Origin of the sequence: Flavobacterium sp. CG_23.5 (assembly GCF_017875765.1) — a bacterium.
In the GTDB taxonomy this organism is placed as follows: domain Bacteria; phylum Bacteroidota; class Bacteroidia; order Flavobacteriales; family Flavobacteriaceae; genus Flavobacterium.
This window is the reverse complement of record NZ_JAGGNA010000001.1, coordinates 2,502,169-2,515,941: the sequence shown is the minus strand read 5'-3', so window position 1 is coordinate 2,515,941 and position 13,773 is coordinate 2,502,169. Positions and strand designations below refer to the sequence as shown.

Below are 13,773 nucleotides of genomic sequence, written 5' to 3'. Positions count from 1 at the left end.
AACAAAAAAGTAGTAACATAACGCTGGGCAAACTTTGGCCCACAATTGCATTAACAACCTTCCAAAAGTGGATAAATCAATTTGACTTTCACTTTCATTAAAATCCTTCCAGTATTAGATAAACCACTTTAGCTTTGAAGGATTGAAACGGAAGCAACTACTGGCATTATTCAACAAAGAAGTAGAAACATAACGCTGGGCAAACTTTGGATCACAAATACGTTAACAACCTTCCAAAAGTGGATAAATCAATTTGACTTTCACTTTCATTAAAATCCTTCCAGTATTAGATAAACCACTTTGGCTTTGAAGGATTGAAACGGAAGCAACTACTGGCATTATTCAACAAAGAAGTAGAAACATAACGCTGGGCAAACTTTGGATCACAATTGCATTAACAACATACCGAACTCAATAAATCAATTTGGCTTTGAAGGATTGAAACGGAAGCAACTACTGGCACTATTCAACAAAGAACTTGAAATGCAAAGCTGGGCAAACTTTGGATCACAATTGCGTTAACAACCTTCCAAAAGTGGATAAATCAATTTGGCTTTGAAGGATTGAAACGGAAGCAACTACTGGTATTATTCAGCAAAGAAGTTGAAATGCAAAGCTGGGCAAACTTTGGATCACAATTGCGTTAACAACCTTCCAAAAGTGGATAAATCAATTTGACTTTGAAGGATTGAAACGGAAGCAACTACTGGCATTATTCAACAAAGAACTTGAAATGCAAAGCTGGGCAAACTTTGGATCACAATTGCGTTAACAACCTTCCAAAAGTGGATAAATCAATTTGACTTTGAAGGATTGAAACGGAAGCAACTACTGGCATTATTCAACAAAAAAGTAGTAACATAACGCTGGGCAAACTTTGGCCCACAATTGCATTAACAACCTTCCAAAAGTGGATAAATCAATTTGGCTTTCACTTTCATTAAAATACTTCCAAAACTGGATAAATCATATTGTTAGCAAATCAAACAAATATAAAATAACTCTAAATATACTTTTGGCATAGTTAGAATAACGTTGTTTTATGTTTTGATTTTTTAAAATATAGCTTAAATCTAATTGTATAAAATGTAATTGCTAACGATTGTAAACAAAGTAAACAATTGTAAAAGCATTTCAGTAATAATATTACAGAAATTTTAAAAGAATTAAGATATAAAAAATAGTTAAGTAGTTGTTTTTATTAGTGTTATGAATTATTTGTACATAATTAATTAAACCTACCTACTTTTTTTATAAAGGCAAAAGAATAAAATAATAATCTAAAATAAATAATTATGAAAACAACAATGTTACACGAAATTACTCCAGACGAATTAACCGAAAAAATTTTAAATGGTGTGAAAATTCAAATTGATGAATTTAAAAAAGACTTTGAAACTGGCTCAAAAACTGATTTTTTCACAAGGGATGAATTGGCAGCTTTTTTAAATATCAGCCTTTTTACAGTGCACAATTGGACGAACAAAAAAATTATTACGGCCTTAAAAATTGGTAATAGAACTTATTTTGAACGCCGAGCAATTGAAGAAATTTTACTTAAATCAAACACTACAACAAAATGAAAAACATCGTAATAAACAAAGGGAACATTCAAAAATATGGATTAAATTTTAATTGTAATATGGCTTCAATTTTAGGTGCGGTTAATCATCTTATTCAAAATAAATCGTTTTCACCTTTTGACTGTATTACTGATGATAAAGGGGTTTGGTATGGTGTAAGTCATAATGAAATTTTAAAAGAAATACCAATATTAAAATTAACAAAAGGCACGTGTCAAAAGTATATTTTAGACTTAATTAATATGGGTTTTATCGAAAGGCATTGGAATTGTGAGAGGTTATCAAAAACGTATTTAAAACCTTCACAAAATTTTAGATTGTATTTTGAAACCGATAAAAACGAAATCGTAATTAATCAAAATAATTGTGTAGATTTTGATATGAAATTAAGTTTAATTGATTGGATTGTTTTAAAAGTAATTGATAAAAACACATTAGGTAAATTTAATTCAAATTTTGTTTTTATTAATGAAACTGAAATTTTGAAAGAACTGAATATGTTTTTTAAAAGTAGAATAACACTAAATAAATATTTAGATAAATTTTTAGACTATGGATATATTGAACGGTCCGCAAATTACAGAATTGAAAAAGTATACTATTATAAAGCTGGTCCAAAGTATTTGGAATTTAAGGATCAGATGAAATAAAATCAATTAATTAATGGAAACAAATAAGGGATTTACAAAAATAAATAATGATATACTTAATTGGGAATGGTATACAGATGTGAACACAAAAGTTTTATATTTCCATTTATTATTAAGGGCAAACTTTGAAGTTAAAAACTGGAAGAGTATCGTTATTGAAAGAGGACAAACGGTTATTAGTCCCGAAGGTTTAGCGTATGAAACGGGGTTGACTATTAGTAAGATTAGGACCGCATTAGGCAAGTTAGAACGCACTAACTACATCATAAAACAATCGACAAACAAATATACTATGTTAACCCTTTTAAAATATGATGCTCATACGTGTAAAGATATAGTAATTGACAAACAAAGTACCAGTCAAAATAGCAATCAAATAGCAATAACTAAAGAATCTAAAGATAATAAGATAAAAAAGATAAAAGATATAGAGAGTATAAACAAAATTCCTCTCTCAAATTTTTTAAAGTTTTCTTTTCCTGAAAAATATTTAGAACTTGAAAATGAATTTAAAACTAAAATTCATAATTATGACGACTGCCTTGCTAAGTATTATGATACAAAACAACAATATCAAATTAATATTTCGAGTTTAAAATGGTGGTTTAAAAGCTGGATTGAAAACCAACCTAACAATAATAAAAGTAAGGTTTTAATTAATAATAACGAATGGATAAATACTGATCCAAGTAATTTTTTTTAATAAAATAAAAATTTAAAGAAGGTTAAATGTATTTTGATAATCTTTAAAAATAAAAATTTAAATTGTATTAAGGGGTATGGGGTAAAATCTCGATTAAAAAAGATATTCCTACATCGCTGTTTAGACAAGATTTTACTATTAGGCTTTTTTTTGGGGGGGGCTTTCACAACTCTACAAGATGCTTATAATTAACACTTTATATAAATAAAGATATTTATGTTAACAACACAATCTTTACGCCAAACTTTGGCTCACAATTGCGTTAACAATATACCGAACTGAATAAATCAGTTTGGCTTTGAAGGATTGAAACGGAAGCAACTACTGGCATTATTCAGCAAAGAAGTTGAAATGCAAAGCTGGGCAAAATTTGGCTCACAAGTACGTTAACAACCTTCCAAAAGTGGATAAATCAATTTGACTTTCACTTTCATTAAAATCCTTCCAAAAGTAGGTGAATCAATTTGGCTTTGAAGGATTGAAACGGAAGCAACTACTGGCATTATTCAACAAAGAAGTAGAAACATAACGCTGGGCAAACTTTGGCCCACAAATACGTTAACAACCTTCCAAAAGTGGATAAATCAATTTGGCTTTGAAGGATTGAAACGGAAGCAACTACTGGTATTATTCAGCAAAGAAGTTGAAATGCAAAGCTGGGCAAACTTTGGATCACAAATACGTTAACAACCTTCCAAAAGTGGATAAATCAATTTGACTTTCACTTTCATTAAAATCCTTCCAGTATTAGATAAACCACTTTGGCTTTGAAGGATTGAAACGGAAGCAACTACTGGCATTATTCAACAAAAAAGTAGTAACATAACGCTGGGCAAACTTTGGCTCACAAATACGTTAACAACCTTCCAAAAGTGGATAAATCAATTTGACTTTCACTTTCATTAAAATCCTTCCAGTATTAGATAAACCACTTTGGCTTTGAAGGATTGAAACGGAAGCAACTACTGGCATTATTCAACAAAGAAGTAGAAACATAACGCTGGGCAAACTTTGGATCACAATTGCATTAACAACATACCGAACTCAATAAATCAATTTGGCTTTGAAGGATTGAAACGGAAGCAACTACTGGCACTATTCAACAAAGAACTTGAAATGCAAAGCTGGGCAAACTTTGGATCACAATTGCGTTAACAACCTTCCAAAAGTGGATAAATCAATTTGACTTTGAAGGATTGAAACGGAAGCAACTACTGGCATTATTCAACAAAAAAGTAGTAACATAACGCTGGGCAAACTTTGGCCCACAATTGCATTAACAACCTTCCAAAAGTGGATAAATCAATTTGACTTTCACTTTCATTAAAATCCTTCCAGTATTAGATAAACCACTTTAGCTTTGAAGGATTGAAACGGAAGCAACTACTGGCATTATTCAACAAAGAAGTAGAAACATAACGCTGGGCAAACTTTGGATCACAAATACGTTAACAACCTTCCAAAAGTGGATAAATCAATTTGACTTTCACTTTCATTAAAATCCTTCCAGTATTAGATAAACCACTTTAGCTTTGAAGGATTGAAACGGAAGCAACTACTGGCATTATTCAACAAAGAAGTAGAAACATAACGCTGGGCAAACTTTGGATCACAAATACGTTAACAACCTTCCAAAAGTGGATAAATCAATTTGACTTTCACTTTCATTAAAATCCTTCCAGTATTAGATAAACCACTTTGGCTTTGAAGGATTGAAACGGAAGCAACTACTGGCATTATTCAACAAAGAAGTAGAAACATAACGCTGGGCAAACTTTGGATCACAATTGCATTAACAACATACCGAACTCAATAAATCAATTTGGCTTTGAAGGATTGAAACGGAAGCAACTACTGGCACTATTCAACAAAGAACTTGAAATGCAAAGCTGGGCAAACTTTGGATCACAATTGCGTTAACAACCTTCCAAAAGTGGATAAATCAATTTGACTTTGAAGGATTGAAACGGAAGCAACTACTGGCATTATTCAACAAAAAAGTAGTAACATAACGCTGGGCAAACTTTGGCCCACAATTGCATTAACAACCTTCCAAAAGTGGATAAATCAATTTGACTTTCACTTTCATTAAAATCCTTCCAGTATTAGATAAACCACTTTAGCTTTGAAGGATTGAAACGGAAGCAACTACTGGCATTATTCAACAAAGAAGTAGAAACATAACGCTGGGCAAACTTTGGATCACAAATACGTTAACAACCTTCCAAAAGTGGATAAATCAATTTGACTTTCACTTTCATTAAAATCCTTCCAGTATTAGATAAACCACTTTGGCTTTGAAGGATTGAAACGGAAGCAACTACTGGCACTATTCAACAAAGAACTTGAAATGCAAAGCTGGGCAAACTTTGGATCACAATTGCGTTAACAACCTTCCAAAAGTGGATAAATCAATTTGGCTTTGAAGGATTGAAACGGAAGCAACTACTGGCATTATTCAACAAAGAAGTAGAAACATAACGCTGGGCAAACTTTGGCTCACAAGTACGTTAACAACCTTCCAAAAGTGGATAAATCAATTTGACTTTCACTTTCATTAAAATCCTTCCAAAAGTAGGTAAATCAATTTGGCTTTGAAGGATTGAAACGGAAGCAACTACTGGCATTATTCAACAAAGAAGTAGAAACATAACGCTGGGCAAACTTTGGATCACAATTGCATTAACAACATACCGAACTGAATAAATCAATTTGGCTTTGAAGGATTGAAACGGAAGCAATTACTGGCACTATTCAACAAAGAAGTTGAAATGCAAAGCTGGGCAAACTTTGGCCCACAATTGCATTAACAACCTTCCAAAAGTGGATAAATCAATTTGGCTTTCACTTTCATTAAAATACTTCCAAAACTGAATAAATCAGTTTGGCTTTGAAGGATTGAAACGGAAGCAACTACTGGTATTATTCAACAAAGAAGTAGAAATATAACGATGGGCAAACTTTAGCTCACAATTACAACTTTTAAAAATAATACTACATTTATATAGAAATATTAATTTTTTTTGAAATGTTGATACTATGTTGTCACTCCTTATAACAAAAAAATCGTAACGTATTGTTTATCAATACCGTTACGATTGTCAATTGCAGAGAGGATGGGATTCGAACCCACGATGCAGTTACCCACATACTAGCTTTCCAGGCTAGCTCCTTCAGCCACTCGGACACCTCTCTATTTTGGTTTGCAAAGAACACGAAAAAAAATGAGGTAGAAAAGTAAAATCTAATTATTATACCATTTCTCCACGCAAAGATGTTTCGAAAATCTCTTTGAACTCTTTCGGAGCTATTTTTTGACCTAATAAATACATTAATTTGGAGATTGCTGCTTCGGTAGTGATATCTTTTCCGGAAATAACGCCAATTTCTTTCAAAGAGGTACTGGTTTCATATTGTCCCATACTCACACTTCCAGCAGAACATTGAGTAACATTAATGATGTGCAATCCTTTAGCAATGGCTTTTTTCAAAAGATTGATAAACCAATCTTCTGTAGGAGCATTTCCGGCTCCATAGGTCTCTAAAATAACACCTTTTAGACTTGGAACATTAAAAATAGCAGATAAAACTGCTTCGTTAATGCCCGGAAACATTTTAATAATAGCTACGTTGTTATCCAAATTTTTATGGACTTTCAATTGCAAATTGCTATTCAAAGGCAAAAACAATTCAGAATTCAGTTTTAGATGCACACCAGATTCTACCAAATCAGGATAATTTGGCGACGTAAATGCCTTGAAATGTTCGGCATTTATTTTTGTGGTTCTGTTGCCTCTATATAATTTGTATTCAAAATAAAGACACACTTCATTGATGACTGGTTTGCCATTCTCCCGCAAAGAAGCAATTTGAATCGCAGTTATCAGATTTTCTTTCGCATCAGTACGTAAATCTCCAATAGGCAATTGAGAACCCGTGAAAATTACCGGTTTTGATAAATTCTCTAACATGAAACTCAAAGCAGAAGCGGAGTAAGACATTGTATCTGAACCATGAAGCACAACAAATCCATCAAATGAAGTATACTTATCTTCAATGATTGTCGCAATTTTCGCCCATTTTTCGGGGTTCATATTCGAAGAGTCAATAGGAGTTTCAAAAGAAATCGTTTCTATCTCGCAGTCCAATTGTTTCAATTCCGGTATTCTTTGCAGCAATTTACTGAAATTGAAAGCTCTAAGAGCACCGGTCTCAAAGTCTTTTTTCATACCAATAGTACCACCGGTATAAATTAAAAGTATTTTGGCTTTAGACAACATTATGGTATTTCAATTTATTGACAACAGGATTCGCATACATTGCTAAAAATCCATCCAGAGCTACCGGATTGTCATGATCTATTCTCATTTCTAACCTACGCATAAAAAGTGATTTCTCATTTTCAGTGTGCAAATGGGCGTAGGTATTGGTTTTATTTACAATATCGTAAGCAATAAAATTCGTTGGCCATAATTTATAATTGCTCAAAATTGCATCATCAATTACTTGTGCTAAAGCTTGTATTTGCTTATTGGTACTGTCATTTTCTGCTGCAATTATATCAATTTCTTTATCTAAAACTTCACCAACATGAATATGAATTCTTTTCTTTTGCCCTAAGGCACCGCTAAGAATGGTCATGAAATCCTCATTTTTTTCCTTGATGTAAATTTCATTATTGGCTTCTGCCATCAATTGAGGCATTTTCAAAGCATCCGTTGGATCGTACTCATAGGAGATCGAAACGGGTACAATTTTGATTTTCTTAAAATAATCCATCAAATTTTTCTCATCAGAACCCATGCCAAGCATTTTTAAAACACCCGGATTGGTGGCATCATTCCCGTCTTTGGTTCTTCCTTCGCGTTGTGCGATCCATACCGAACGATTTTCATGTGTCAATAAATTACCAATATATTCCGATAATAATTTAGAGCTTTGAAGCATTTCTCTTGGACTTAAGCCACGAAGCACCAAGAAATTACGATTTAATTTAGCGAGAGTACTTAAGAATGCTTTTTTAACTAAATTATCTCCAATTGCCGAAGCTGTCATCCCTAACCCATGTTCAAATAAAGCTGTATTCAACAAAGTGGTATCTAAAAGAATATCCCGATGGTTTGAAATAAACAAATAAGAAGTATTTTTTTCTAAATTTTCGAAACCTGAAGTCGTTAAACCTTCAGAGCTTTTCTCTAGTACTTTTTGAACCGAATTATAAATGAAATTACATTGAAAATCACGGATAGAATGCGTTTTTCGGAGTTGTTCTTTCCAAACTTCGTCTTCTACCTCTGGAAAAGTAAAGTTCATTAATGCCTTCATCATAGGATGATGGACAACATTTTTAAGAGCCTCGTTTACTTCGGAATCGTAAAATGGCCGAATAGCGTCAAATTTTTGCATTTTGGTTCTCAATTTTATGTGCGCAAATGAACAAAAAAAATATTAAAATATTGTCAATTCTGTTTTAAATCCCAAAAACAGCTTTCGAATTCTGCGTTGTAACTTCCGCAATCTCATTTGCTGAAAGGCTATAAATCTGTGCCAACTTATCGACCACATGAACCAGATAACCGCTCTCATTGCGTTTTCCTCGAAAAGGGATCGGCGCCAGATACGGAGAATCCGTTTCCAAAACGATATGTTTTAACTCAATTTGATTCAGAAATTGGTCGATTTTTCCATTTTTAAAAGTTACTACACCCCCAATTCCAAGTTTCATATTATAAGAAATAACCCTCAAAGCTTGCTCATATGTTCCAGAAAAACAGTGAAAAATACCAAATAAGTCAGCTGATTGTTCATCTTCCAAAATTTGAAAAATTTCATCGAATGCTTCTCTACAATGTATTACAATGGGTAATTTATATTTTTTTGCCAATCGGATTTGGCTTCTAAAAGCAATTTGTTGCTCTTCTAAATGTGTTTTATCCCAATATAAGTCAATCCCAATTTCGCCAATAGCGTAGAACTTTCTTTTCTTTAATTCATTTTCGACATGCATTAACTCTTCCAAATAATTCTCTTTTACATACGTTGGGTGCAAACCCATCATTAAAAAGACGTTATCAGGATAATTTTTCTCTAAATCGTACATCGCTTTCGTGCAAGTAGAATCAATTGCTGGAATAAAAAAACGTGATACGCCATCATTTATCGCACGTTGTATCATTTCGTCTCTGTCTTGGTCAAATTCTTCGCTGTAAAGATGCGTATGTGTATCTGTGATTGTCATTTGTTTTATTTGAAAGATACAAAGTTACTGTTTTGATTGCTCAATTTTTAGAATCTTGGATTTTTAGATTACATTTGAATTTCATTTTTGATTTATGAAAAACCTGCACAATATTCTTAAAAAAGAAAATTACAGAAAAGTAAAGTTTAAAATTACCAAAACACAGCATCTTTTGATAAAGGCGAAAATAAATGGTGTAATTGGCAATTTTATTCTGGATACTGGGGCTTCAAACAGTTGTGTAGGATTTGAAAGTGTGGATTTATTTTTATTGGAAGCCAAAAAATCAAAAACTAAAGCTTCAGGGGCGGGCGCAACGGGAATGTTTACTCAACTGGCTTTAAAAAATCATTTACAATTAGGGAGTTGGAAAGACATTTCCTTTGATCTCGTAATTTTTGATTTATCCCATGTAAATGAAGCGTTAAAGCAACATAAATCAAAACCCGTGCATGGAATTATCGGTGCCGATGTTTTGATGAAAGGAAAAGCAATTGTGGATTACTATAACCATTATTTGTATTTATTGAAATAACAAAAAAAAAGCGTATCGAAAAACGATACGCTCTGATCCTACTACAAACTCAAAAAATTTACTCTTTAACTATTTTAGTGGTAATTACTTTTCCGTCAACATTCGTTCTAACGATATAAACTCCTTTTGAAAGTTCATTAGTTTGAATGGTTGCAGAATTGCTTTTTGGATTTTTAACCAAAATTTCCTGGCCTAAAACACTATATATACTCACTTTTTCAATTGTACTATTAGCTTCAATTGTTAAAACGTTTGAAACTGGATTTGGATACATTCTTACAGATGAATTGGCCTTGAAATTCGCAACTGAGAGATTTTTAGCACCAAATTTCATATCATCAAAATAATATGTTTTTTCGCCTGCTGTAGCTCCAGTAGTGCCGAAATTAAAGAAAATAGAGGCTTTGTTAAAAGCATATGCCAAATTTAATGCAGCTGTTCCAGTGGCTTGATTTGCAAAATTAAATTCTAATGTTTGCCATCCTGAAGCGGTTGTTACTTGTACCTCTGTTTCACAAGAATGTGTTGGATCATTTTTATCTTCTACCTTTAAACGGACTGCAATACCAGCATCTGGCGACCAAACACGAACATTCATTTTTGTCTCTGTTGCTGAAAAAGGAATATTTGTAGAAAATCCAACTGGGGCAGCAGCAGTAATGGTGGTTCCCGCCCATAATTCTGCTGTTCCGGATTTTATGACCTTAGCCACTTTATTTGATGAAAGTGTTGGATCAACTACTATTGAGGATGCCTCTGCTCCTCCAAAACCAACTAGACCATAATTTATGGTAGCATCATCAAAAGTTACTGGTAAAGTCATTTGCGTTAATGCTGAACCAACTGCGGCAGATTGCTTAACATCATCAAACAAATAAGTTGAGTTAACGCTTCCATCGCCTTGAGTTCCCAAGTCAAATATAAAGACAATATTGTTATTTAAATTATTGATACCGGCTACACCAGTAAAATCAAAAGTTAATTCCTCCCATACGTTGGCAGCAGCAATAGGCGACGATTCTTTTTCAAAAGCAGCACCAGCTCCTTCAAACTTCAACAAAAGCTTTTTACCAGCGACTGGCGAAAATACTTTAACTTTAAAAACTTTATTGGTCGAGAAATCAACTGCGCTTCCCATCAAAATTTTGCTTCCAGCCCATGGTTGACCTGCACCTTTTACCATTTTGGCAACTTTAGCGCTTGTATTAATTCCTGCCATTTGGGGATTTGTCACTACTGTTGCAGCACCTCCATCAAAATCAGTGAATGCATAAGTTACAGTTGACGACTCAAAATCAATTGGTAAAACAACGGCAGTTGAAGTAGGTGTGGTAACAGCAGCACCAAATTTCAAATCATCAAAATAATATGTTTTTTCGCCTGCTGTAGCTCCAGTAGTGCCGAAATTAAAGAAAATAGAGGCTTTGTTAAAAGCATATGCCAAATTTAATGCAGCTGTACCAGTGGCTTGATTTGCAAAATTAAATTCTAATGTCTGCCATCCTGAAGCGGTTGTTACTTGTACCTCTGTTTCACAAGAATGTGTTGGATCATTTTTATCTTCTACCTTTAAACGGACTGCAATACCAGCATCTGGCGACCAAACACGAACATTCATTTTTGTCTCTGTTGCTGAAAAAGGAATATTTGTAGAAAATCCAACTGGGGCAGCAGCAGTAATGGTGGTTCCCGCCCATAATTCTGCTGTTCCGGATTTTATGACCTTAGCCACTTTATTTGATGAAAGTGTTGGATCAACTACTATTGAGGATGCCTCTGCTCCTCCAAAACCAACCAAACCATAATTTATGGTAGCATCATCAAAAGTTACTGGTAAAGTCATTTGCGTTAATGCTGAACCAACTGCGGCAGATTGCTTAACATCATCAAACAAATAAGTTGAGTTAACGCTACCATCGCCTTGAGTTCCCAAGTCAAATATAAAGACAATATTGTTATTTAAATTATTGACACCAGCTACACCAGTAAAATCAAAAGTTAATTCCTCCCATACGTTGGCAGCAGCAATAGACGACGATTCTTTTTCAAAAGCAGCACCAGCTCCTTCAAACTTCAACAAAAGCTTTTTACCAGCGACTGGCGAAAATACTTTAACTTTAAAAACTTTATTAGTCGAGAAATCAACTGCGTTTCCCATCAAAATTTTGCTTCCGGCCCATGGTTGACCTGCACCTTTTACCATTTTGGCAACTTTAGAACTTGTATTAATTCCTGACATTTGTGGATTTGCAACTACTGTTGCAACACCTCCATCGAAATCAGTGAATGCATAAGTCACAGTTGACGATTCAAAATCTAAAGGCAGTGTTTGTGAAAATCCTATCGAATAAACCAACAGGAAAATGATTAGAGTAATTTTCTTCATAATTTTGAGTAAAAAGTTATTCTCAAATTTATGAATGTATTATGATGTAAGTTAAAATGTTACCTATCTAAAAACTATACAACATCCTAAAGAAATACCACAGTTAAAAATAGCCCTAAATCCTGCTATAACTGCTACTTACTTTTATTAAATGAGCTGCAAAGAAAGATTTGTACATCTGTTTAACGCGACAATGTTGTGGTAATGTTATGGTAAATCCTCGCTATAAGACCATTATTTTTAAACAAAATCTAATTTATTATAAAATAAAAAATCATAATCATAAAAAAAAGTAAAAATAATTACATATTTCTAAGTCAAGAATTGACCAAAAAAAATCCCGCAATGTTTCTGAACAAGGCGGGATTAAAATATTTCTCAGTAGGTTTGATAAATATCAATATTACAACTCTAATGCTTTTTTAGGATTGTTATCCATCAATAATTCTAATGGATTTTCTAACGCTTCTTTTACTGCAACTAAAAAACCAACAGACTCACGACCATCAATAATTCTGTGGTCGTATGAAAGTGCCACATACATCATAGGATGAATTTCCACTTTTCCGTTTACGGCAATAGGACGCTCGATAATGTTGTGCATTCCAAGAATTCCAGATTGTGGAGGATTGATAATCGGCGTACTTAACATACTACCAAAAACACCACCATTAGTAATCGTGAAAGTTCCACCAGTCATATCATCAACCGTGATTTGTCCGTCACGTGCTTTGATAGCTAATCTTTTAATATCAGATTCTACACCACGGAAAGTCAAGTTCTCCGCATTACGAACTACAGGAACCATTAAACCTTTAGGTCCGGAAACTGCAATTGAAATGTCGCAAAAATCGAAAGCAATCTTGTGATCACCATCCATCATTGAGTTTACATCCGGGAATAATTTTAAAGCTCTAGTTACGGCTTTAGTAAAGAACGACATGTATCCTAAACCAATTCCGCCATGTTTCGCTTTGAACGCATCTTTGTATTCATTACGCAAGTTGTTGATTGGCGTCATGTTCACTTCATTGAACGTAGTCAACATAGCTGTTTCATTTTTGGCAGCGACCAATCTTTCCGCTACTTTACGACGCAACATAGATAATTTAGTACGTTCAGTCCCACGAGATCCTCCTGTAGGAGTTCCCATAGATGGAACCGCATTTACGGCATCATCTTTAGTGATTCTTCCGTCTTTTCCTGTCCCTGACATGGAAGCAGGCGCTATATTTTTTTCGTCTAATATTTTTCTTGCTGCTGGAGATGGTGTTCCAGAAGCGTAAGTTGTTGCTGCAACTGGAGTTGCTTTTGGTTCCGAAGTCTCGGGAGCTGTTTTAACTTCCGGTTTAACTTCCGCCTTTGGTCCCGAAGTCTCGGGATCAACTGCTTTTGTAACCTCTGCAGCTGGCGCATCACCAGATGGTTTAGCAGCATCTGTATCGATAAGACAAACCACTGCCCCAACTGCTACTGCATCACCTTCTTCTGCTTTTAGTGTAATAATCCCACTAGCTTCAGCTGGCAATTCCAGTGTTGCTTTGTCAGAATCAACCTCAGCAATTGCTTGGTCTTTTTCTACATAATCTCCGTCTTTCACTAACCATGTTGCAATTTCAACTTCTTTTATTGATTCCCCTGGTGATGGAACTTTCATTTCTAAAATCATCTTTTATAA

Annotated in this window: 9 protein-coding genes and 1 tRNA gene; 4 read left to right on the top strand and 6 right to left on the bottom strand. The window is 33.9% G+C overall.

Going from position 1 to position 13,773, the window contains the following annotated elements:
* The first annotated feature begins 1,295 nt into the window (after positions 1-1,295).
* Genes H4V97_RS10845 through H4V97_RS10835 form a run of 3 tightly spaced genes read left to right on the top strand, consistent with a single transcriptional unit; the run spans position 1,296 to position 2,936 of the window.
* Positions 1,296-1,583 carry a helix-turn-helix domain-containing protein gene (locus H4V97_RS10845; protein WP_209549713.1) on the top strand — a complete coding sequence of 96 codons (288 nt, stop codon included), beginning with the start codon at positions 1,296-1,298 and terminating at the stop codon, positions 1,581-1,583.
* Positions 1,580-2,233: a hypothetical protein gene (locus tag H4V97_RS10840; protein ID WP_209549712.1), complete on the top strand. Its 654-nt coding sequence runs from the start codon at positions 1,580-1,582 to the stop codon at positions 2,231-2,233. The genes H4V97_RS10845 and H4V97_RS10840 overlap by 4 nt, the downstream gene beginning before the upstream one ends.
* Positions 2,234-2,246: 13 nt before the next feature.
* A complete protein-coding gene (locus H4V97_RS10835; protein WP_209549711.1) occupies positions 2,247-2,936 on the top strand; it encodes a hypothetical protein in 690 nt (229 codons plus the stop codon).
* 3,108 nt (positions 2,937-6,044) lie between these two features.
* On the opposite strand, the gene H4V97_RS10830 is transcribed toward H4V97_RS10835, so the two are convergent.
* From H4V97_RS10830 to H4V97_RS10815, 4 genes are all read right to left on the bottom strand, one after another.
* Positions 6,045-6,131, bottom strand: a tRNA-Ser gene (locus H4V97_RS10830).
* A 56-nt stretch (positions 6,132-6,187) separates the two neighbouring features.
* Positions 6,188-7,216, bottom strand: coding sequence for an asparaginase (locus H4V97_RS10825; RefSeq protein WP_209549710.1), 1,029 nt, complete (start codon positions 7,214-7,216; stop codon positions 6,188-6,190).
* The gene (locus tag H4V97_RS10820; protein WP_196851255.1) at positions 7,206-8,342 is read right to left on the bottom strand and encodes a 1-acyl-sn-glycerol-3-phosphate acyltransferase; all 1,137 of its coding nucleotides are present in this window, start codon (positions 8,340-8,342) and stop codon (positions 7,206-7,208) included. Before H4V97_RS10820 ends, H4V97_RS10825 begins: the two co-directional genes overlap by 11 nt.
* Positions 8,343-8,406: 64 nt before the next feature.
* Positions 8,407-9,174, bottom strand: coding sequence for a TatD family hydrolase (locus H4V97_RS10815; protein WP_209549709.1), 768 nt, complete (start codon positions 9,172-9,174; stop codon positions 8,407-8,409).
* 94 nt (positions 9,175-9,268) lie between these two features.
* Here H4V97_RS10815 and H4V97_RS10810 point away from each other — a divergent pair, with 94 nt between their 5' ends.
* A complete protein-coding gene (locus tag H4V97_RS10810; RefSeq protein WP_209549708.1) occupies positions 9,269-9,709 on the top strand; it encodes a retropepsin-like aspartic protease in 441 nt (146 codons plus the stop codon).
* A 58-nt stretch (positions 9,710-9,767) separates the two neighbouring features.
* On the opposite strand, the gene H4V97_RS10805 is transcribed toward H4V97_RS10810, so the two are convergent.
* Both H4V97_RS10805 and odhB read right to left on the bottom strand, forming a co-directional pair.
* The gene (locus H4V97_RS10805) at positions 9,768-12,095 is read right to left on the bottom strand and encodes a T9SS type A sorting domain-containing protein (protein ID WP_209549707.1); all 2,328 of its coding nucleotides are present in this window, start codon (positions 12,093-12,095) and stop codon (positions 9,768-9,770) included.
* A 403-nt stretch (positions 12,096-12,498) separates the two neighbouring features.
* Complete coding sequence (gene odhB, locus H4V97_RS10800; protein WP_209549706.1) at positions 12,499-13,764, bottom strand: 2-oxoglutarate dehydrogenase complex dihydrolipoyllysine-residue succinyltransferase; 1,266 nt, start codon at positions 13,762-13,764, stop codon at positions 12,499-12,501.
* Positions 13,765-13,773 lie beyond the last annotated feature (9 nt).